Here is a 20,421-nt window from a genome sequence, read left to right as displayed (position 1 = left end):
ATCAATAATAGCATTGTGCCTTCACTTCATCGGCAGCACACGTGAATAGATGAGGACACGGGTGGGTTAACGGCAGCGAGGGTGGCGGGCTTGAGCTTTTCTTGTATCAACAAGCCACGGCGATCGCTGTAGGAGCGGCCTTGTGTCGCGAAAGGGCCGCACAGCGGCCCCAACGATCCATGCATTGACGCTGAGACCGAGGGGCCGCTTTGCGGCCCTTTCGCGACACGAGGCCGCTCCTACAGGGAGATAGCGTTACAGGTCGTTGTTGAATGGCAGCAGCGGCCCCTGCGCGGTGGAGCGACCTGATGCACCCACAGCATTGAGCTGGAATTCGGCATCCAGCGCCTGTCGTGAGGTGCTGCCCGGCTTTTGCGTCACCGCGTTTTCATCGCCCTTCTCACCCTGCGGCAGTATCAACGACGGGTGATCGAACGGTGCCCGTTCCCAGGCGACGCGCGGGTCGGTCAGGCCGACCTCCATGAACTTGACCAGTGCATCCAGTTCATCCGGGGTCAGGTTCAGCGCGGTCATGTCCGGATCAAGGTTCGAGCCGTTGTGCTGGTTGACTGCCGGGTGTTCGAAGCCACTGGTATTGCTGGCGTCTTCACCCCGCCGGTCGCCGCCGCGGTTGTAGAACTCCATCACCTGTTGCAGCGTTGCCCGGCTGCCGTTGTGGAAGTACGGCCCGGTCAACGCGATGTTGCGCAGGGTCGGGGTCTTGAAGGCACCATCGACCGAATCGCGGAAGCCGACATCAGGCTTGAGTGTCGGGTCGCAGGGGACCGCTGCACTCAGCGGTGCCTCGAAGGTGCACACATCGACATCCAGTGAGTCAGGGATATTCCCGCCTTGCAGCTGGGTGTTGTACTGACGGGTGAACGACAGCGGGTTGCCCCAGGCGTCCGCGCCACCCAGCGCCAGGTCTTCGGAAGTCGGGCGCACACCGGTGTTGTAGAAACCGTTGTCATAGAGCGTGGTCAGGCCGTCGGCCATGACCATGCGCTCGATGCGCTCACGCGGCTCGAACAGCAGCCGGCTGCCGGCGTTGGTCAACTCCGCGCCACCATGACAGGCGACACACTTGCCCTTGCCCAGAAACAGCTCCATCCCTTGCACCTGCTGAGCGTTCATGGCGGTGTGATCGCCCAGCAGATAGGCGTCCAGGGGTGCCTGGTCGGAGATCAGCGTGGCTTCGTACATCTGGATCGCCAGCCCGAAGAACAGCGGGAAGTTGGCTTCCATCTGGGAATAGGGTTCACCCCCCAGCGAAACCTGTTGTGTGGCATTCCACAGGCGTGGCTGGAAGGCGTTTCTGATCAGCTCGCGATAGGTCGGCCGCCGGGCACTGGAGACTGGCCCGAGTACCGAATCGGTGGGCGAGATCTTCTGCCCCTTGAGCATCATGCTGTCGAGCATGCGCCGGCCGATGTCGGCGAAGGTACGCCCACCGCAGGACATTTCCACCGCGCTGCCGGGAGGCCCGACGGCTTGCGAGGCCGCCGAGGCATCCTTGAGGGCCAGGCGCACCTTGACCGCCACGCCACTGGCATCCTTGGTCACAAAGATCCCCGCGTCAGGGTCACGATTACCGAACGGCGAGAAGCCGTTGAATACATTGTTGGCCCGCCCATCCCAGAAGTTGCGTACGTTGAAAGCCGCGTTGATCACCGACGGCGCATTGCGCCCGGTGCTGCGGCGCACATTGATGCCGCCCACCTGGAAAACGCCGTCCGGTTGCTGGGTGCATTTGTCGAAGCGCGATTGGCGAGGCTTGACGAAGTTGGCATCGAACACGCCTTGCGAGCCGATCACGTCATCACTCGAATAGACAATGGCCGAGTTGCGGTCCAGAGGGTTGGCCAGCACATGGGTCGGGAAGTCGCCCTTTTTCAACGTGTAGTTCGGGCCGCCCTTGCCAGCGGAGCGCATCGCGTAGCTCGGCACGTCGCCGGGAATGTCTGCGGCCGTGAACGGTTTGTTGAAGATCGACGCGACGTTGGCATTGGTAGTGGCCTGGCCGGGGTTGATCTGGTTGGTGATGCGGTGGTCGACACCCGCGTGGTAGTGGCAGGAAGCGCAGGCAGTAGCGCCATCACTGCCGATCGCCATGTCCCAAAACAGGGCCTTGCCCAACAGCACCACAGCCCCGCGATTAATCACATAATCGGACATCAGGTCGACTTTGCGCCCCCCCTCGGTACCTGAGGGGTCCGGCGGCGTCATGCCACGCAGTGGCTGCAGGCTGGCCACTTCCGGCACGGGCGGATCTGTCTCGGCCGGGTCTGCGGCCCGTACGCTCGTCAAAGGCAGGGTGGCGGCAAGCGACATCGCTATCGCACACGCCAGGCGGGGAACTCGCAAAACTCTCGGATACTCGACCATGATGCACATCCCGACGGCTCAGGTTTATCAGGCTGATCGTTCACGCCACGAAGTGCGCTTAATGCCACCATAGCTGTAACAAACTATTTCAGCTTGAAGCATTCAATGATTTTTTATACCGCTTTACTTAGGCGGCCATATCAATAAATGCTGAAACACGAAGTGACTCAACTTCGGTGACCATTCGCCCCCACTAGTGGGTCGCATTCCCCATGATCGGTTCACGCAGGCGCCATGAAAAGCCCCGAAGCTGCTGGCGTGCGAGACATGGCAATGTATTTGCTAACTCACAATAAACGAGCAATCAACAATCAAAAAGTTTGAAAAACCGCTCAACCGGCACGCGCCAGAAAGTTGCGCAGCGGCAGCTATTGCAATTAAAAAACCCAAGCAAGAAAGTTTGCAATAAGAAATCCAAGTCAAAAAAAAGCCGCTCACTGGGAGCGGCTCTTATTTTGAATACTTCAGCAGGCCTTAGTAGCCCAGCGAGAAGTCTTCTTCCTTCATGTCCATCAGGTTGTTGGCACCCGAGAGCATGGTGGCCACGTGCGTGCGGGTACGTGGCAGGATGCGCTGGAAGTAGAAGCGCGCGGTCTGCAGCTTGGCGGTGTAGAAGGCTTCTTCGCTGGTGCCGGCAGCCAGTTTTTCCGCTGCCAGGCGTGCGATGTCGGCCCAGAAGTAGGCCAGGCACGCGTAACCGGAATACATCAGGTAATCCACCGACGCGGCACCGACTTCCTCGCGGTCCTTCATCGCGGCCATGCCGACCTTCATGGTCAGCTCGCCCCACTCCTTGTTCAGCGCACCCAGTGGTTCGACGAATTCCTTGAGCGCGTCGTTGCCTTCTTGCGCCTGGCAGAACTTGTGCACGATCTTGGTGAAGCCCTTGAGCGCTTCGCCTTGGGTCATCAGCACCTTGCGGCCGAGCAGGTCGAGTGCCTGGATGCCAGTGGTGCCTTCGTACAGCATGGAGATACGGCTGTCGCGCACGTTCTGCTCCATGCCCCACTCGGCAATGAAGCCGTGACCGCCGTAGATCTGCACGCCGTGGTTGGCGGCCTCGAAGCCGACTTCGGTCATGAAGGCCTTGGCGATCGGGGTCAGGAAGGCCAGCAGCGCGTCGGCTTTCTTGCGCTCTTCCTCGTCCTGGCTGTACTTGACGATGTCGACCTGCTTGGCGGTGAAGTACACCATCGCGCGGTTGCCTTCGGCGAAGGCCTTCATGGTCAGCAGCATGCGACGCACGTCCGGGTGGACGATGATCGGGTCAGCGGCTTTGTCCGGTTCCTTCGGGCCGGTCAGCGAACGCATCTGCAGGCGGTCACGGGCGTACTTCAGGCCACCCTGGAACGCCACTTCGGCGTGGGCCAGGCCTTGCAACGCGGTGCCCAGGCGTGCGGTGTTCATGAAGGTGAACATGCAGTTCAGGCCTTTGTTGGCCGGGCCGATCAGGTAACCGGTGGCAGCGTCGAAGTTCATCACGCAGGTGGCGTTGCCGTGGATGCCCATCTTGTGCTCGAGCGAGCCGCAGCTCACGCCGTTGCGCTCACCCACACCGCCTTCGGCGTTGGGCAGGAACTTCGGCACGATGAACAGCGAAATGCCTTTGGTACCCGCCGGAGCGTCCGGCAGACGAGCCAGCACGATGTGGACGATGTTGTCGGCCATGTCGTGTTCGCCGGCCGAGATGAAGATCTTGGTGCCGGACACCTTGTAGCTGCCGTCGGCCTGGGGCTCGGCCTTGGTGCGCAGCATGCCCAGGTCGGTACCGCAATGAGGCTCGGTCAGGCACATGGTGCCGGTCCACTCGCCGGACACCAGCTTGGTCAGGTAAGTGTGCTGCTGCTCGGCGGTACCGTGCGCGGAGATGGTGTTCATCGCGCCATGGGACAGACCCGGGTACATGCCCCACGACCAGTTCGAACCACCGACCATTTCGCTCAGGGCCAGGCCCAGCGACTCCGGCAGGCCCTGGCCGCCGTGCTCGACATCATGCGCCAGGCTCGGCCAGCCGCCTTCGACGAACTGCTCGTAGGCGGCTTTGAAACCGGTCGGAGTCTTCACCCCCGACTCGCTCCAGGTGCAGCCTTCCAGGTCACCGACACGGTTCAGCGGCGACAGCACCTGCTCACAGAACTTCGCGCCTTCTTCCAGGATCGCGTCGACCATGTCGGGAGTGGCGTCCTGGCAACCCGGCAGGCTCTGATAGTGCGCCTCGTAGCCGAGCAGCTCGTCGCGAACGAAACGAATATCACGCAAGGGGGCTTTGTAATCAGGCATTGCGATGAACCTCTGTGATGAGTTCGGTAGGGGACCGCTGATACCGACCAGCTCTTGTCGGCTTTCGGTCAAACAGTTGTTTGAAACTTACGTTTAGGACCGCCCGATGTCAAGAAGGGACTATAGTGCCATTTACGCCGCGAAAGATGGCATTTATGCCATTGCATGAAATCGAATGCATAAACGACTGTGGGAGCGGGTTTACCCGCGAAAGGGCCAGCCCAGACAACACAAATGTCTGGGCGAACGCATTCGCGGGTAAACCCGCTCCCACAGGGTTCGCCGGGGAGGCAGGATTCAGGCGTACGTGTCGATGAACCGCCCGAGCATTTCGTCGGAAGCCTTGGCCACCTTTGCACCGAGTTCGACCTCGGTCTTGCCCACGGCAAGTTGTACGGTGCTGGTTGCCAGGTCCATCTGCTGGCTGCGGTCGACCCCGCGCAGGCGCTCGGCCTGGAAGTCGCTGGATTGACTGGTGGCGGCGCGCTCGACCGAGGCGTTGGCGATCTGGCCGGCGGCCTGGTCGACACGGTCCTGGCCGTTGTAGATGGCGTTGAGGCCCGCGTAGTACGCGGTGCTGCCGGTGATTTCCATGTCAAAACTCCAATGACGCTGGATATGAACAGGGCCAATTAAAGCAGGCCAGGCACGAAAAGGCCCGTTTAAATCGCTAATGGCCCGGTGCTACTTGATAGCTCAAAGGCATATCTGCCAGCGTTCAATCCAGCAGGTCGAGTTGCAAATACTCGGCAACCACATCCGCAGTGGGCAACTTGAGCTTAGGCACCCGCCCCAGGCAGGGCGCTGGCAAACGCTCGGCCAGACTGGCCAGATTTTCCTCCAGCCGCGAGGTTTTCGGCTCGATGATGTTCGCCACCCAGCCGGCCAGCTGCAGCCCGTCCCGGGCAATCGCCTCGGCGCTGAGCAAGGCGTGGTTGATGCAACCCAGGCGAACCCCGACCACCAGAATCACCGGCAGCTTCAGGGCAATCGCCAGGTCCGACAGGTTGGCATGGTCGGACAAAGGTACGCGCCAGCCACCGGCACCTTCGATCAGGGTGAAATCCGCTGCCTGGTCCAGCACATGGCGCATGGCCCTCGCCAGCACGGGCACCTCCAGCGCGACCCCTGCCTCCCGTGCAGCCACATGCGGCGCAATTGCCGGCTCGAAGGCGAACGGATTGACCTCTTCATAGGCCAGCTTGAACGAGCTCTGGTCGATCAGCGCCTGCGCATCACTGTTGCGCAGGCCCTTGGTCGTCGTCGTGCAGCCCGACGCTACCGGTTTTGCCCCCAAGGTAGTCAGCCCTTGCAATTGGGCAGCACGCAGCAGCCCTGCCGCGATGGTGGTCTTGCCGACATCGGTATCGGTGCCGGCGATGAAATAGGCCTGGCTCATTTCGCTCCTCTCATGCCTGTGGCTTGCGCAACACACCATAGACCACCTGATAGGTGGCGGGCAGCCCCTGGGGTTGGCGGAACGCTTCATAAGCCTGCAGAAGGCCTTGCATGCGTGCACGCCCGGTCAGGCCAGAAGGCCTTCCAGGGTTGAGATTGTGGGCGCCCAGGGCTTTGAGTTCATGGGTCAGGCTGCGCACGTCCGGGTAGTGCAACACCTGGGCCTGGCGTTGCAGGCAGACCTGCTCCAGGCCGCTGGCCGCGCACAGGCGCTGGTAGTCCTCGAAACGACGGAAGCGGTTGACATGCACCATGCCATCCACGGCCTGCCAGCTGGTGCGCAGTTCATCGAGGGTGCCGACGCACAGGCTGCTGAACGCCAGCACACCGCCCGGGCGCAGCACGCGGCGGGCTTCGTCCAGCACACTGGCGAACTGGCCACACCACTGCACCGCCAGGCTGCTGAACACCAGGTCGACGCACGCCTCGCCCAGCGGCAGCCGTTCGGCATCGCCGGCAACGTGGTAGTGCGCCCCGCCACGCTCATCGCGGGCATGGCGCAGCATGCCTTCGGCGATATCCACCGCCACGCCGGTGGCCTGCACGAAACGCTCGCCCAGTACCCGGCTGAAATGCCCGGTGCCACTGCCCAGGTCCAGCCAGCGGCTCGGCGCCAGGCCATCCGGCAGCTGGTCGAGCAGGCTCACGCCCACTGCACGCTGCAGGGCCGCGACGCTGTCATAGCTGGCCGCCGCCCGGGAGAACGAGGCAGCCACCTGGCGCTTGTCCGGCAACGTGCTGGGCAGGGTTGGACGGGATAGGTCAGTCATCGCCACTCTCATGCAGGAAACTCTTGATGCCCGCCGCCAGCTCCTGCGGATATTCCAGCAGGAAGGCGTGGGAACTGTCTTCGACCAGCCCAACCTCCACGTCGGGCAGCAGCTCGCTCAGCGCTTTGGCCGCCTCGGCCGGCACCAGCGCATCGCTGCCGGCGAACAGGTGCAACTGCGGGCCGGCAAAGGCCTGCAGCGCCTCACGGGTATCGAGCTGCGCCAGCACTTCAAGGCCGGTGGCCAGGTACAGCGGGTCGGTGTCCGGCACGCCGATACCCAGTTGGCGCAGCAACGTTCGGGGTTGCTGGGCACCCTCGCTGCACAGCGTGCGGAAGCGCTTGAGGGTCACCGAGGTGTGGCTGCGGCAACCGTCAAGGAAGGTGCCGAAAGTGTCTTCGGCCATGGCTTGAGGCCAGTCGCCGCGCGCCACGAAACTGGGGTTGCTGCCCAGGGTCAGCAAGCCGCAGCAATGGTCGCCGCGTTTGCGCGCCAGCTCGCTGGCGAGCATGCCGCCGAGCGACCAGCCACCCAGCCAGGTATCGCCGGGCAATTTGCGGTCAAGGTAGTCCACCCACGCCTGCACATCGGCCTCAGGCAGTTCCGGCAGCGGCATCAGCTCGACCTGCAAGCGTGCATCCTGGGCCCGCAGGCTGGCGGCGAGGGGCTCGAGGGCGGCGGTGCCCAGCCCCCAGCCGGGAAGAAGGATCAAACGGTTACGCATCGGCGGCCTCCAGCTGTGGATAACACTCGGCCAATGCATTCAACAATAGCTGCACCTGCGCCTCGCTGTGCGCCGCGCTCAGGGTGACCCGCAGGCGGGCGCTGCCGGCAGGCACGGTCGGCGGGCGAATGGCGGTCACCAACAGGCCGCGGTCACGCAGCATGCGCGACAGCTTGAGTGCCTGGGCACTGTCGCCGATCAGGATCGGCTGGATCGGTGTCGGGCTGTCCATCAGCTGCAGGCCGATTTGCGAGGCGCCCTTGCGGAACTGGCGAATCAACGCCGCGAGGTGCTCGCGGCGCCAGGCTTCGCGGCGCAGCAGTTCCAGGCTCTTGAGCGTGGCGCAGGCCAGTGCCGGAGGCTGGCTGGTGGTGTAGATGTAGGGCCGGGCGAACTGCACCAGCGCTTCGATCAACTCTTCGCTGCCAGCAACAAAGGCACCCGCGGTGCCGCAGGCCTTGCCCAACGTGCCGATCAGCACCGGCACATCTTCGATGCCCAGGCCGAAGTGCTCGACGATGCCCCCACCTTGCGCACCCAAGGTGCCCAGGCCATGGGCATCGTCGACCATCAGCCAGGCGCCACGGGCACGGGCCACAGCGGCCAGAGCCGGCAGGTCGGCGAGGTCGCCGTCCATGCTGAACACGCCATCAGTGACCACCAACGTATTGCCAGTTGCCTTGTCCAGACGGCCGGCCAGACTGGCAGCGTCGTTGTGCAGGTAGCGGCTGAAACGGGCACCACTGAGCAGCCCGCCGTCGAGCAGCGATGCGTGGTTCAGGCGGTCCTGCAGCACAGTGTCGCCCTGCCCCACCAGCGCGGTGATGGCGCCAAGGTTGGCCATGTAGCCGGTGGAAAACAGCAGCGCGCGCGGGCGGCCGGTGAGTTCGGCCAGCGCCTCTTCGACGGCATGGTGCGGCGAACTGTGGCCGATCACCAGGTGCGAGGCGCCGCCACCGACACCCCAGCGCTCGGCGCCAGCCTGCCAGGCAGCAATCACTTCAGGGTGGTTGGCCAGGCCCAGGTAGTCATTGCTGCAGAAGGCCAGCAGGCGCTGGCCATCGACCACGACCTCCGGCCCCTGCGGGCTTTCCAGCAATGGACGCTGCCGATACAGGTCCGCGGCGCGCCGTTCGGCCAGGCGCGCCGCCAGGTCGAAGGCCATCTCAGGCCGACGCGGCGTTATAGAACAGCTCGCTGCTGCGTTGCTCGACCAGGGCCTGCTCGATGGCGGCCTGGTGCACTTCGTCGGCATGCTCTTCGCGTGCTTCGGGCTTGATGCCCAGGCGTGCGAACAGCTGCATGTCCTTGTCGGCCTGCGGGTTGGCGGTGGTCAGGAGTTTCTCGCCGTAGAAGATCGAATTGGCGCCAGCCATGAAAGCCAGCGCCTGCATCTGCTCGTTCATCTGCTCACGGCCGGCGGACAGGCGCACATGCGACCTGGGCATGAGGATACGGGCGACCGCCAGCATGCGGATGAAGTCGAACGGATCGACGTCTTCTTCCTCGGCCAGCGGGGTACCGGCAACCTTGACCAGCATGTTGATCGGCACCGACTCCGGGTGCTCGGGCAGGTTGGCCAGCTGGATCAGCAGGCCGGCGCGGTCGTCCAGCGACTCGCCCATGCCGAGAATGCCACCGGAGCAGATCTTCATCCCGGCATCGCGCACGTAGGCCAGGGTCTGCAGGCGCTCGCTGTAGGTACGGGTGGTGATGATACTGCCGTAGAACTCCGGCGAGGTATCGAGGTTGTGGTTGTAATAGTCCAGGCCGGCCTGGGCCAAGGCAGCAGTCTGCTCCTGGTCGAGCTTGCCGAGGGTCATGCAGGTTTCCAGGCCCATGGCCTTCACGCCTTTGACCATCTCCAGCACGTAGGGCATGTCCTTGGCCGAAGGGTGCTTCCAGGCAGCACCCATGCAGAAGCGGGTCGAGCCGATGGCTTTGGCGCGCGCGGCCTCCTCAAGCACCTTCTGCACTTCCATCAGCTTCTGTTTTTCCAGCCCGGTGTTGTAGTGGCCGGACTGTGGACAATATTTGCAATCTTCCGGACAGGCGCCGGTCTTGATCGACAGCAATGTCGAAACCTGCACGCGGTTAGGGTCGAAGTGCGCGCGGTGCATGGTCTGCGCCTGGAACAGCAGGTCATTGAACGGCTGCTGGAACAGTGCCTTGACCTCAGCCAAGGACCAGTCGTGACGTGTTGTTGCAGTTGTGCTGGCGCTCATCGGCGTTTCCTTGTTTAGGCTGTAGCTAGCGCCGAGGCAGGACTGCCCGCCAGCGCATCACGGATAGCTCGCATAGTCATGGAAGGCCTATGAACTGTCAACCTTGGTTAAAAACACTGGTTTACAAGTGTACAAATATTAACCATAGCTGTTTGCTGTGCAGCGAATCCGCCGAACAGCACTACCCGCTGTGTGTTGCCTGCGAGCAGGAACTGCCCTGGCTCGATGAGCAGTGCCTGCGGTGCGCCCTGCCCTTGCCGATGGACGGTCTGACTTGCGCCCAGTGCAGCCGCCGTCCACCGGCCTTCGATCAGGTTGTCGCGCCTTGGCACTATGGCTTCCCGCTGGACACGCTGATCAGTCGTTTCAAGCACAACAGCCAATGGCCGCTGGGCCGGCTGATGGCCGAAATGCTCGGCCAGAACCTGCACCATCGCTACCTGGAGGGCCTGACCAGGCCAGACCTGCTGTTGCCTGTGCCATTGGCCAGGCGTCGACTGCGCGAGCGTGGCTTCAACCAGGCCAGCATGCTCGCGCGTTGGCTGTCGAAGGCCTTGGCTATCCCGTGCGCTGAACGGCTGTTGCTGCGCACGCGCGATACCCCCGCACAACAGCATCTCGATGCCCGGGCACGCCGCCGCAATCTGCGCCACGCATTCGCGCTCGCTGGCGAGGCATCGCTCGAGGGCAGGCACGTCGCCGTGGTCGATGACGTACTGACCACCGGGGCCACTGCGCAAGCCGTCGCCCAACGGCTGCGCCAAGCCGGCGCACGCAGGGTCGATGTGTATTGCCTGGCACGCACGGCAAAACCGGGGCAAGCTTGACGGGTCAGTTCCAGATAGGCGCCACCATGTCCCTGCCCGCTCTCCTCACCCAGCACATCGCCCGCCGTCCGCAGCGCATCGCCTTGCTCCAGCACATTGCCGAGCAAGGCTCGATCACTCGCGCCGCCAAGGCTGCCGGCATCAGCTACAAGGCTGCCTGGGATGCGATCGACGAACTCAATAACCTGGCCAGCCAGCCCCTGGTCGAACGCAGCACGGGTGGGCGTGGCGGCGGTGGCGCCAGGCTTTCGGCAGAGGGTGAGCGGGTGCTGCGCCTGTATCAGAAGGTGCAGGCACTGCAGGCGCAGATTCTCGAAGCGGCGGAAGAGTCCAGCGACCTGGATCTGCTTGGCCGCCTGATGTTGCGTACCAGCGCACGCAACCAGCTGCAGGGCCAGGTCAGCGGGCTGCGCAGGGAGGGCCGGCATGATCGGGTCAGCCTGGCGTTGGGCGGCGGGCTGGAGATTGACGCGTTGATCACCCAGGACAGTACGGCGCGGCTGGAGCTGACACTAGGCACTACCGTGATGGCGCTGCTCAAGGCCGGGTGGGTGCAGTTGCTGGGTGCGCAGGATGAAGCCGAGGCAGGCAGCAATGTGCTGAACGCCACCGTGGAAGAGGTGCTGGCTGATGCACGGGGCGACAGCGAGGTGCGCTTGGCGCTTGGTAACGGGCAGACGTTGTGTGCATTTGCCGAGGCGGGTTGGCTGGTCGGGCAGTCGGTAGACGAAGGGAGCAAGATACGGGTGCAGTTTCATCCGTCCTTTGTATTGCTTGGGGTACCGGTTTAGCCTGCACCGGCCCTTTCGCGGGCAAGCCCGCTCCCAGGACTTGTACAAGGTTTGAACAGTGTGCAGTACCTGTGGGAGCGGGCTTGCCCGCGAAGAAGCAGACTCAGGATCAATGCTGGAATGGGGTAACATGCCATCACGCCGCCCACCCCCGGAGCCCCCATGTCCCACCCCTTCGACACCCTCACCCCCGACCTGGTCCTGGATGCCGTGGAAAGCCTGGGCTTTCTCAGCGATGCCCGGATCCTGGCGCTGAACAGCTACGAGAACCGCGTCTATCAGGTGGGCATCGAAGATTCGCAACCCTTGATTGCCAAGTTCTACCGCCCGGGCCGCTGGAGCGATGCGGCGATTCTGGAAGAGCACCAGTTCACCGCCGAACTGGCCGACTGCGAAGTACCCGTGGTCGCGCCGCTGCAACACGGCGGCCAGACCCTGTTCGAGCACAAGGGCTTCCGCTTCACACTGTTCCCGCGCCGTGGCGGCCATGCGCCAGAGCCGGGCAACCTCGACCAGCTCTACCGCCTGGGCCAACTGCTGGGCCGCCTGCATGCGGTTGCCGCAACCCGCCCGTTCGAACATCGCGAAGCATTGGCTGTGGACAACTTCGGCCACGCTTCGCTGCAAACCCTGCTGGAAGGCGATTTTGTCCCGCGAGAGTTGCTGCCTGCTTTCGAGTCCGTGGCCCGTGAGCTGCTGAAACGGGTCGAGGACATCTACGCACGTACCCCGCACCAGGTCATGCGTCTGCACGGCGACCTGCACCCCGGCAACCTGATGCATCGCGACGACGTCTATCACGTCGTCGACCTGGACGACTGCCGCATGGGCCCAGCCGTGCAGGACCTGTGGATGATGCTTGCCGGCAGCCGCGAAGAGCGCCTTGGCCAATTGGCCGAACTGATCGACGGTTACAACGAGTTCCACGACTTCGACCCACGCGAACTGCCATTGATCGAACCCCTGCGCGCCCTGCGCCAGCTGCACCACAGCGCCTGGCTGGCGCGGCGCTGGGATGACCCGGCGTTCCCGCGCAGCTTCCCCTGGTTTGGCCAGCCCCGTTACTGGGGCGACCAGATCCTTGCCCTGCGTGAGCAGACCGCAGCACTGGACGAACAACCGCTGAAATTGTTCTAGATAGCCACAAGCGTCTGTCTACAATAGGCGTCGCTGTATTTAGCTACCTAAGCAAGGATTCTGCATGCACGCCGCAAACCCGCGTCGCGGGTACATTCTGGGCCTGTCGGCCTACATCATCTGGGGTCTGTTCCCCCTGTATTTCAAAGCCATCCAAAGCGTCCCGGCTGTGGAGATCATCGTCCACCGGGTGCTTTGGTCCGCCTTGTTCGGCTCCCTGCTGCTGCTGGTGTGGAAACACCCAGGCTGGTGGCGCGAGCTGCGCGACAACCCCCGCCGCCTGGCGATCCTGGCCCTGAGCGGGACACTGATCGCGGCCAACTGGCTGACCTACGTGTGGTCGGTGAACAGCGGCCGCATGCTCGAAGCCAGCCTGGGGTACTACATCAACCCGCTGGTCAACGTGCTGCTGGGCATGCTCCTGCTTGGGGAACGCCTGCGCCGCCTGCAATGGCTGGCCGTGGGCATGGCCGCCGTGGGCGTGGCACAGCAGGTGTGGCAAGTGGGTAGCCTGCCGTGGGTGTCGCTGGTGCTGGCATTGACCTTCGGCTTTTATGGGTTGATCCGCAAAAAGGCCCCGGTGGCTGCACTTCCGGGGCTGGTAGTGGAAACCTGGATGCTGGTACCACTGGCGCTGGGCTGGCTGCTGCTGAACCCCACGGCGGTGAGCGCGCAGGGTGCGTTCTATACCAGCAGCGAAGCACTGTGGCTGATGGCAGCAGGCCCGGTGACGCTAGTGCCGTTGGTCTGCTTCAACGCCGCCGCCCGACACTTGCCCTACACCACCCTGGGCTTCCTGCAGTACCTGGCGCCAACGCTGGTGCTGCTGCAGGCAGTGCTGCTTTTCGATGAGCATCTGTCTTCAAGCAGCCTGGTGGCCTTCATCTGTATCTGGGCGGGCCTGGCGCTGTACAGCGTCGATGCCTGGCTGAATCTCCGCAAGCGTGCCTGATCAAAAAACGACCAAACCTGCACAGGCCACGTAATTCGTGGCCTGGAGCAACCTCTCCAGAGGTTATCCACACCCTCTTCCCCGTGGTTTGTGCACAAGCGACTGATTTCTGTATATTTTTTGCTCAAAACCCTGAAAGGTACGCCATTCTTGGCCTGGCGAGGTGCGCCCCCAGGTTATCCACAGGGCCGTCCCCGTGAAATCGGGATAACCGCGAAGCGGTCCAGGCAATCTGGGATCATTCCTCCGGCCGCAACTTCAACTCCACCATCAAGTCGTCCGCCAGGCTCTCCAGCTTCTGCTGCAGGTCATCCAGCGACAAGGTCAAGGGCAGCGCCAGCAACGCATCGGCATGGAACAGCGGCTCACTGCTCATGGGCGCCGGCCGCACTTCGGTGGTGAAGCGCTCCAGGTTCACCCCCTGATCTGCCAGCAAGCGCGTGATGTCGCGCACGATGCCCGGCCGGTCATTGCCCACCAGTTCCATGGCTATCGGTTTCCAGGTGCATGACGGCTCGATGCCACTCTCGGCGATGAGCACGCGAATGTCGTATTGCCCCAGCGCCTGCAGCGACTTCACCAGCTCGTCGTAGTTTTCCGCCGGCACCGCCACTCGCAGGATCCCGGCGAACTGCCCGGCCATGCGCGACATGCGGCTCTCCAGCCAGTTGCCGTTATGATCGGCGATGCACTGGGCAATGCGTTCGACCTGGCCGGCCTTGTCCGGGGCAATCACGGTCAATACAAGATGATCCACAGGCCCTTCCTCTGCGTCGGGCCGCTCAAGGCGGCGAAAATACGGGGGATCGAGTCAGTATAGGCAAGGCGCGGCAACCTGCCGCAGGGCAGTTTGCAGAACTAATCGTGTACTGTTTCAAGATTTATCTGGAACAATCCATTGGTTTTTTGCGAACATAGCCACTCCCAGCGTGACCCGACGCGACCGACCGGTCGCAGAGCGACGCTTTTAGTCTGATGTTTACGGGCCTGCTGCTTCATGTAGTATGCCTCGGCGCGGACTACAAAACGTCGTTACGATGTCTGCCAAGGCGCCTGTGAAAATACGCCAACCGCCCGCCAGCCAGCCTGGCGAGCCGCACCCAGCCGCTCTCGTGAGTGGCGAGAGCATGTACTGGTGCCGTGTTTAGAGAAGCGCTACAGGCTTAATACAGAAGAGCGAAAGCGAAATAGCTGAGCAGAGGTGAGGCAAGCAATGACTGGATACGTTCAAGTCGGTGGCCTTCAGGTCGCCAAGGCACTGTACGACTTCGTCAACGACGAAGCGATCCCTGGAACTGGCGTCGAAGCCACTGCGTTCTGGGCCGGTGCAGAAAAGATCATCAACGACCTCGCCCCAAAGAACAAAGCCCTGCTCGCCAAGCGCGACGAGCTGCAAGCCAAGATCGACGCCTGGCACCAGGCACATAAAGGCCAGGCACACGACGCCGTAGCCTACAAGGCATTCCTCCAGGAAATCGGCTACCTGCTGCCACAAGCCGACGATTTCCAGGCCACCACCCAGAACGTGGACGAAGAAATCGCCCACATGGCCGGCCCGCAGCTGGTCGTGCCGGTGATGAACGCCCGTTTCGCCCTGAACGCTGCCAACGCCCGCTGGGGTTCGCTGTACGACGCGCTGTACGGCACCGATGCCATCAGCGATGAAGGCGGCGCCGAAAAAGGCCAGGGTTACAACAAGCTGCGTGGCGACAAGGTCATTGCCTTCGCCCGCGCCTTCCTCGACCAGGCCGCGCCCCTGGCGGCCGGCTCGCACGTCGACTCCACCGGCTACCGCATCGAAGGCGGCAAGCTGGTCGTCGCCCTCAAAGGCGGCAGCAACAGCGGCCTGCGTGATGACGCCCAGCTGATCGGCTTCCATGGCGACGCCAAGGCACCGACCGCCGTACTGCTCAAGCACAACGGTCTGCACTTCGAGATCCAGGTCGACGCCAGCACGCCTGTCGGCAGCACCGATGCCGCCGGCGTCAAAGACATCCTGATGGAATCGGCACTGACCACCATCATGGACTGCGAAGACTCGGTCGCCGCCGTCGATGCCGATGACAAGGTCATCGTCTACCGCAACTGGCTGGGCCTGATGAAAGGCGACCTGGCCGAAAGCGTCAGCAAGGGTGGCAAGACCTTCACCCGGACCATGAACCCGGACCGCGAGTACGCCGCGCCCAATGGTGGCAGCGTAACCCTGCACGGCCGTTCGCTGCTGTTCGTGCGCAACGTCGGTCACCTGATGACCAACCCGGCGATTCTCGATGGCGCGGGCAACGAAATCCCGGAAGGTATCCAGGACGGCCTGTTCACCAACCTGATCGCCCTGCACAACCTCAACGGCAACACCAGCCGCAAGAACACCCGCAGCGGCAGCGTGTACATCGTCAAGCCGAAGATGCACGGCCCGGAAGAAGTCGCCTTCGCCGCCGAGATCTTCAGCCGCGTCGAAGATTTGCTGGGCATGAAACGCAACACCGTCAAGGTCGGCATCATGGACGAGGAGCGCCGGACCACGGTCAACCTCAAGTCCTGCATCAAGGCGGCCGCCGAGCGCGTGGTGTTCATCAACACCGGCTTCCTCGACCGCACTGGTGACGAAATCCACACCTCGATGGAAGCCGGCGCCGTGGTGCGCAAGGGCGCCATGAAGAACGAGAAGTGGATCGGTGCCTACGAGAACAACAACGTCGACGTCGGCCTTGCTACCGGCCTGCAAGGCCGCGCGCAGATCGGCAAGGGCATGTGGGCCATGCCTGACCTGATGGCCGCGATGCTCGAGCAGAAGATCGCTCACCCGCTGGCCGGCGCCAACACCGCCTGGGTACCGTCGCCGACCGCCGCCACCCTGCACGCCCTGCACTACCACAAGGTCGACGTGCAGGCGCGTCAGCGCGAGCTGGCTGCGCGCGCGCCGGCTTCGGTCGACGATATCCTGACCATCCCGCTGGCGGCCGATACCAACTGGTCTGCAGACGAGATCCGCAACGAGCTGGACAACAACGCCCAGGGCATCCTCGGCTATGTCGTGCGCTGGATCGACCAGGGCGTGGGTTGCTCGAAGGTGCCGGACATCAACGATGTCGGCCTGATGGAAGACCGCGCCACCCTGCGCATCTCGGCCCAGCTGCTGGCCAACTGGCTGCGCCATGGCGTGGTCAGCCAGGAGCAGGTACTGGAAAGCCTCAAGCGCATGGCTGCGGTTGTCGACAAGCAGAACGCCGGTGATGCCCTGTACCGCCCGATGGCGCCGGACTTCGACGACAACGTCGCGTTCCAGGCGGCGATCGAGCTGGTGATCGACGGTGCCAAGCAGCCGAACGGTTACACCGAGCCGGTGCTGCACCGCCGTCGCCGCGAGTTCAAGGCGCGTAACGGGTTGTAAACCGCAGGGGGCCGCTTTGCGGCCCTTTCGCGACACAAGGCCGCTCCCACAGGAAGTTCGCAATCCCCTGTAGGAGCGGCCTTGTGTCGCGAAAGGGCAGCAAAGCAGCCCCAATCCCGCCCTACTCGATCTTCAGCTCCTTCTTCACCAACCCCAGCAATTTCCCCAAATCCACCGGCTTCAGCAGAAAATCCACCACCCCCAGGTGCATCACGTCCACCGCCTCCTTCACATCGGTGTCGCCCGACACCACGATGATCGACAACGCCGCCCGCTCCGACTCTCGAATCTGCCGGATCAACTCCAGGCCATTGTCGGGCTGCATGCGCAGATCAGTGATCATCAAGGCAATGCGTGGTTCATAATGCAGCTTGAACATCGCCTCTCCTGCCCCATCGGCAGTCATGCACTCGATACCCCTGCTTTTCAGGTACAGCCTCAGCGCCTCGCTGTTCACCGAATTGTCATCGACAATCAGCACCACCGGGCTGGGTGCGACAGGCGCACTCACCCCGGCCAAAGCCTCGCGTTCGGCGTCAGTCAGGATGTCGTCATGCTCAGCCATGATCATCTCGTCAAAAAAATCCCGCTCGGTGGTTAGGACCGCAGAACCTACGCAACCCGGTTCGCCTTTCGTCGGGTCTTTGACAGCATGGCTCATAGACTTACGTCCAATGGGCACCACCCCGCTGCCAGCCGACCATGGGTGCCGAGAACAACAAGGCCGGCACCTATATATAGATATATATAGTTCGGCGTAGCGATACGGTCAGTGTCATGAGCAAAAAGGACGCCTACAGTCAGGCGGGAAGAACGGCAGTACTGCAGAACATCCAAGGCACCTTGCAGTTCCTGCAGCGCTTTCCGCCGTTCAACCAGATGGAGCAGAGCCACCTGGCCTTCCTGGTGGAACAATGCCAGCTGCGCTTCTATGCCAGTGGCGAAAGCATCATCAAACCCACGGACGGGCCCGTCGAGCACTTCTACATCGTCAAGCAGGGCCGGGTGGTCGGCGAGCGCCAGCACTTGGTCAAACCCGGCGTGGAAACCACCTTCGAGATCACCGGCGGCGAATGCTTCCCGCTGGCGGCGCTGCTGGGCGAGCGGGCAACGCGCACCGAACACCTGGCCGGCGAAGACACGTTCTGCCTGCAACTGAACAAGGTTGCATTCATCCGCGTCTTCTCGATGTCGGATGTGTTTCGAGATTTTGCACTGCGTGGGGTCAGCAGCCTGCTCGACCAGGTCAACCAGCAGGTGCGCCAACGGGCAGTGGAAACCCTCGGCACCCAGTACTCGCTCAATGCACCGCTCGGTGAGCTGGCCATGCGTCACCCAGTGGTCTGCACGCCGGATACGCCGCTGCGCGAGGCCGTGCGGCGGATGCATGAACAGCAGGTCGGCAGCATCGTGGTGATCGACCCGCAGCGCTATCCGGTGGGCATCTTCACCCTGCGCGACCTGCGCCAGGTGGTGGCCGCCGCCGACGCCGACCTCGGCGCACCGATCGAGCAGCACATGACCGCCAGGCCGTTCTACCTCAGCCCCAAGGCAAGCGCCTTCGATGCGGCCCTGGCGATGACCGAACGGCACATCGCCCACGTCTGCCTGGTGGACAACCGGCGCCTGTGTGGCGTGGTGTCCGAACGCGACCTATTTTCCCTGCAGCGGGTCGACCTGGTGCACCTGGCGCGGACCATCCGCCATGCGCCACGCCTCGATTCGCTGGTGCAACTGCGCGGCGAGATCGGCCAGCTGGTCGAGCGCATGCTCGCCCACGGCGCGTCCTCCACGCAGATCACCCAGATCATTACCCTGCTCAACGACCACACGGTGTGCCGGGTGATCGAGCTGGCCATTGCCGAACGGGGCGATCCAGGTGTGCCGTTCAGCTGGCTGTGCTTTGGCAGTGAAGGGCGCCGCGAGCAGACGCTGCACACCGACCAGGACAACGGCATCCTCTTCGAAGCCGCCGACGACGCCGAAGCCGAGGCCATTCGCGCGCGCCTGCTGCCCCTGGCGCAGTACATCAACCAGTGCCTGGCCCAGTGCGGTTTCACCTTGTGCACGGGCAACGTCATGGCCGGCAACCCCGAGCTGTGCCTGTCGCGTGCACAGTGGGCGCGGCGCTTTGCCGGTTTCGTGCGCGAAGCCAGCCCGCAGAACCTGCTGGGTTCGAGCATCTACTTCGACCTGCGCGTGGTCTGGGGCGCTGAGCACGGCTGTGAACAACTGCGCCGGCAGCTGCTGGAGCAGGTGGCGGACAACCGCATCTTCCAGCGCATGCTGGCCGAAAACGCCCTTCGCCAGCGCCCCCCGGTGGGCCGTCTGCGCGAATTCGTGCTGACCCGCCAGGGCAACGACAAGGCCGCCACCCTCGACCTCAAGGTCCAGGGCCTGACGCCCTTCGTCGATGGCGCCCGCCTGCTGGCCCTGGCCAATGGCATTGGCGCCTGCAATACACTCGAGCGCCTGCGCCAACTGGTCGACAAAGGGGTCATCGAAGCGCTGGACGGTGCCGCGTATGAAGAGGCCTACCACTTCATCCAGCAAACCCGCATGCAGCAGCACCAGCGCCAGACCCGCGACAACCTGCCCTACTCCAACCGCCTCGATCCGGACAGCCTCAACCATCTGGACCGGCGCATCCTGCGCGAATCGCTGCGCCAGGCCCAGCGCCTGCAGAGCAGCCTGGCCCTGCGGTATCAGCTATGAGCCTGTTCGCCTGGCTGCGCCCTGCTGCCCCGCTGCTGGACGATGCCTTGCGCCGGCGCCTGGCCCGGCTGCCCAAGGTAAAACCGCCGGGCGTGTGCTCATTGCGCGAGCAGCGCTGGGTGGTGCTCGACCTGGAAACCAGCGGCCTGAACCCCAACCGCGACCAGGTACTGTCGATCGGTGCTGTGGCCATCGAGGACGGGGCCATCGATTTCGCTCAACAGTTCGAACGCACCCTGCACCGCCCGGAACAGAAAACCAATGCCAGCGTACTGATCCACGGCCTGGGGCCGAGTGCCCTGGCCGCAGGCTGCGACCCGGCCGAGGCGTTGCTCGACCTGCTCGAATTCATCGGCGACAGCCCAGTGCTGGCGTTCCATGCACCGTTCGACCAGCGCATGCTGGCCCGGGCCTTGAAAGAGAGCCTGGGCCATCGCCTGCAAGTGCCCTGGCTCGACGTGGCTGAGCTGGCACCGATGCTCAACCCCGACACCGTCCTGCGCGAAGCCGGGCTGGATGACTGGGTGGCGCGCTTCGGCCTGCAGGTGGAGGAGCGCCACCATGCCAGCGCCGATGCGCAGGTCACGGCGGAGCTGGTGTTGATCCTGTTCAGCCAGGCCCGGCGCCAGCAGCTCGACAGCCCGTTGCAGCTGGAGCAGCGGCTGCGCGGTTGGCGGCGGCGCGCAGTGCATAACCACGGCCTGTAGATGAACATTGGCCTGTGCCGGCCTTTCGCGGGTAAACCCGCACACAAGGACTGCACAGG

17 protein-coding genes are annotated in these 20,421 nt (G+C 63.4%); 7 read left to right on the top strand and 10 right to left on the bottom strand.

The genetic code is table 11. From position 1 onward, the window contains the following. Window positions 1-255: 255 nt before the first annotated feature. The 8 genes from ACIPW4_RS02615 to bioB all read right to left on the bottom strand — a co-directional run bounded on the left by ACIPW4_RS02615 (window position 256) and on the right by bioB (window position 9,842). The gene (locus ACIPW4_RS02615) at window positions 256-2,331 is read right to left on the bottom strand and encodes a cytochrome-c peroxidase (RefSeq protein ID WP_400654496.1); all 2,076 of its coding nucleotides are present in this window, start codon (window positions 2,329-2,331) and stop codon (window positions 256-258) included. A gap of 528 nt (window positions 2,332-2,859) precedes the next feature. After that, on the bottom strand, window positions 2,860-4,665 hold the full coding sequence (locus tag ACIPW4_RS02610; RefSeq protein ID WP_400654495.1) for a phenylacyl-CoA dehydrogenase: 1,806 nt from the start codon (window positions 4,663-4,665) through the stop codon (window positions 2,860-2,862). 297 nt (window positions 4,666-4,962) lie between these two features. Then, window positions 4,963-5,259: a pyrroloquinoline quinone biosynthesis protein PqqE gene (locus tag ACIPW4_RS02605; RefSeq protein ID WP_400654493.1), complete on the bottom strand. Its 297-nt coding sequence runs from the start codon at window positions 5,257-5,259 to the stop codon at window positions 4,963-4,965. Window positions 5,260-5,383: 124 nt separating this feature from the next. Further along, the gene (bioD, locus tag ACIPW4_RS02600; RefSeq protein WP_400654492.1) at window positions 5,384-6,064 is read right to left on the bottom strand and encodes a dethiobiotin synthase; all 681 of its coding nucleotides are present in this window, start codon (window positions 6,062-6,064) and stop codon (window positions 5,384-5,386) included. A gap of 10 nt (window positions 6,065-6,074) precedes the next feature. Then, window positions 6,075-6,893, bottom strand: coding sequence for a malonyl-ACP O-methyltransferase BioC (bioC, locus tag ACIPW4_RS02595; RefSeq protein WP_400654490.1), 819 nt, complete (start codon window positions 6,891-6,893; stop codon window positions 6,075-6,077). Then, window positions 6,886-7,617, bottom strand: coding sequence for an alpha/beta fold hydrolase (locus ACIPW4_RS02590; protein ID WP_400654488.1), 732 nt, complete (start codon window positions 7,615-7,617; stop codon window positions 6,886-6,888). The genes bioC and ACIPW4_RS02590 overlap by 8 nt, the downstream gene beginning before the upstream one ends. Continuing rightward, a complete protein-coding gene (gene bioF / locus ACIPW4_RS02585) occupies window positions 7,610-8,782 on the bottom strand; it encodes an 8-amino-7-oxononanoate synthase (RefSeq protein WP_400654487.1) in 1,173 nt (390 codons plus the stop codon). Before bioF ends, ACIPW4_RS02590 begins: the two co-directional genes overlap by 8 nt. Window position 8,783: 1 nt before the next feature. Beyond that, window positions 8,784-9,842 carry a biotin synthase BioB gene (gene bioB, locus ACIPW4_RS02580; RefSeq protein WP_400654486.1) on the bottom strand — a complete coding sequence of 353 codons (1,059 nt, stop codon included), beginning with the start codon at window positions 9,840-9,842 and terminating at the stop codon, window positions 8,784-8,786. 89 nt (window positions 9,843-9,931) lie between these two features. Here bioB and ACIPW4_RS02575 point away from each other — a divergent pair, with 89 nt between their 5' ends. From ACIPW4_RS02575 to rarD, 4 genes are all read left to right on the top strand, one after another. After that, a complete protein-coding gene (locus tag ACIPW4_RS02575; RefSeq protein WP_400654484.1) occupies window positions 9,932-10,669 on the top strand; it encodes a ComF family protein in 738 nt (245 codons plus the stop codon). A 26-nt stretch (window positions 10,670-10,695) separates the two neighbouring features. Beyond that, window positions 10,696-11,460, top strand: coding sequence for a TOBE domain-containing protein (locus ACIPW4_RS02570; protein WP_400654483.1), 765 nt, complete (start codon window positions 10,696-10,698; stop codon window positions 11,458-11,460). Window positions 11,461-11,622: 162 nt separating this feature from the next. Beyond that, on the top strand, window positions 11,623-12,597 hold the full coding sequence (locus ACIPW4_RS02565; protein WP_400654481.1) for a serine/threonine protein kinase: 975 nt from the start codon (window positions 11,623-11,625) through the stop codon (window positions 12,595-12,597). 64 nt (window positions 12,598-12,661) lie between these two features. Next, a complete protein-coding gene (gene rarD / locus ACIPW4_RS02560; RefSeq protein ID WP_400654480.1) occupies window positions 12,662-13,549 on the top strand; it encodes an EamA family transporter RarD in 888 nt (295 codons plus the stop codon). A gap of 238 nt (window positions 13,550-13,787) precedes the next feature. Here rarD and ACIPW4_RS02555 read toward each other — a convergent pair whose 3' ends face one another. Next, the gene (locus tag ACIPW4_RS02555; protein WP_110640003.1) at window positions 13,788-14,306 is read right to left on the bottom strand and encodes a glycine cleavage system protein R; all 519 of its coding nucleotides are present in this window, start codon (window positions 14,304-14,306) and stop codon (window positions 13,788-13,790) included. A 456-nt stretch (window positions 14,307-14,762) separates the two neighbouring features. On the opposite strand from ACIPW4_RS02555, the gene ACIPW4_RS02550 reads away from it, so the two are divergent. Beyond that, on the top strand, window positions 14,763-16,940 hold the full coding sequence (locus ACIPW4_RS02550; RefSeq protein ID WP_400654478.1) for a malate synthase G: 2,178 nt from the start codon (window positions 14,763-14,765) through the stop codon (window positions 16,938-16,940). 121 nt (window positions 16,941-17,061) lie between these two features. Here ACIPW4_RS02550 and ACIPW4_RS02545 read toward each other — a convergent pair whose 3' ends face one another. After that, on the bottom strand, window positions 17,062-17,601 hold the full coding sequence (locus tag ACIPW4_RS02545; protein ID WP_400654476.1) for a response regulator: 540 nt from the start codon (window positions 17,599-17,601) through the stop codon (window positions 17,062-17,064). Window positions 17,602-17,717: 116 nt separating this feature from the next. Between ACIPW4_RS02545 and ACIPW4_RS02540 the strand changes: the two genes are divergently transcribed. Next, window positions 17,718-19,655 carry a DUF294 nucleotidyltransferase-like domain-containing protein gene (locus ACIPW4_RS02540; RefSeq protein ID WP_400654474.1) on the top strand — a complete coding sequence of 646 codons (1,938 nt, stop codon included), beginning with the start codon at window positions 17,718-17,720 and terminating at the stop codon, window positions 19,653-19,655. Continuing rightward, window positions 19,652-20,362 carry a PolC-type DNA polymerase III gene (locus ACIPW4_RS02535; protein ID WP_400654472.1) on the top strand — a complete coding sequence of 237 codons (711 nt, stop codon included), beginning with the start codon at window positions 19,652-19,654 and terminating at the stop codon, window positions 20,360-20,362. Before ACIPW4_RS02540 ends, ACIPW4_RS02535 begins: the two co-directional genes overlap by 4 nt. Window positions 20,363-20,421: the final 59 nt, after the last annotated feature.

Origin of the sequence: Pseudomonas sp. NPDC089996, from assembly GCF_044748405.1 — a bacterium.
Classification (GTDB): Bacteria; Pseudomonadota; Gammaproteobacteria; order Pseudomonadales; family Pseudomonadaceae; genus Aquipseudomonas.
Note: the sequence above shows the minus strand (reverse complement) of the source record. Positions and strands in the feature narration are given on the sequence as shown.

Coding starts and splice junctions, on each gene's coding strand:
- ACIPW4_RS02545 (WP_400654476.1), bottom strand. CDS start 17,601: ATGAGCCATGCTGTCAAAGACCCGACGAAAGGCGAACCGGGTTGCGTA.
- ACIPW4_RS02550 (WP_400654478.1), top strand. CDS start 14,763: ATGACTGGATACGTTCAAGTCGGTGGCCTTCAGGTCGCCAAGGCACTG.
- bioD (WP_400654492.1), bottom strand. CDS start 6,064: ATGAGCCAGGCCTATTTCATCGCCGGCACCGATACCGATGTCGGCAAG.
- ACIPW4_RS02570 (WP_400654483.1), top strand. CDS start 10,696: ATGTCCCTGCCCGCTCTCCTCACCCAGCACATCGCCCGCCGTCCGCAG.
- bioB (WP_400654486.1), bottom strand. CDS start 9,842: ATGAGCGCCAGCACAACTGCAACAACACGTCACGACTGGTCCTTGGCT.
- ACIPW4_RS02590 (WP_400654488.1), bottom strand. CDS start 7,617: ATGCGTAACCGTTTGATCCTTCTTCCCGGCTGGGGGCTGGGCACCGCC.
- ACIPW4_RS02610 (WP_400654495.1), bottom strand. CDS start 4,665: ATGCCTGATTACAAAGCCCCCTTGCGTGATATTCGTTTCGTTCGCGAC.
- ACIPW4_RS02565 (WP_400654481.1), top strand. CDS start 11,623: ATGTCCCACCCCTTCGACACCCTCACCCCCGACCTGGTCCTGGATGCC.
- ACIPW4_RS02615 (WP_400654496.1), bottom strand. CDS start 2,331: ATGTCGCTTGCCGCCACCCTGCCTTTGACGAGCGTACGGGCCGCAGAC.
- ACIPW4_RS02575 (WP_400654484.1), top strand. CDS start 9,932: ATGAACTGTCAACCTTGGTTAAAAACACTGGTTTACAAGTGTACAAAT.
- bioC (WP_400654490.1), bottom strand. CDS start 6,893: ATGACTGACCTATCCCGTCCAACCCTGCCCAGCACGTTGCCGGACAAG.
- ACIPW4_RS02540 (WP_400654474.1), top strand. CDS start 17,718: ATGAGCAAAAAGGACGCCTACAGTCAGGCGGGAAGAACGGCAGTACTG.
- ACIPW4_RS02535 (WP_400654472.1), top strand. CDS start 19,652: ATGAGCCTGTTCGCCTGGCTGCGCCCTGCTGCCCCGCTGCTGGACGAT.
- ACIPW4_RS02605 (WP_400654493.1), bottom strand. CDS start 5,259: ATGGAAATCACCGGCAGCACCGCGTACTACGCGGGCCTCAACGCCATC.
- bioF (WP_400654487.1), bottom strand. CDS start 8,782: ATGGCCTTCGACCTGGCGGCGCGCCTGGCCGAACGGCGCGCCGCGGAC.
- rarD (WP_400654480.1), top strand. CDS start 12,662: ATGCACGCCGCAAACCCGCGTCGCGGGTACATTCTGGGCCTGTCGGCC.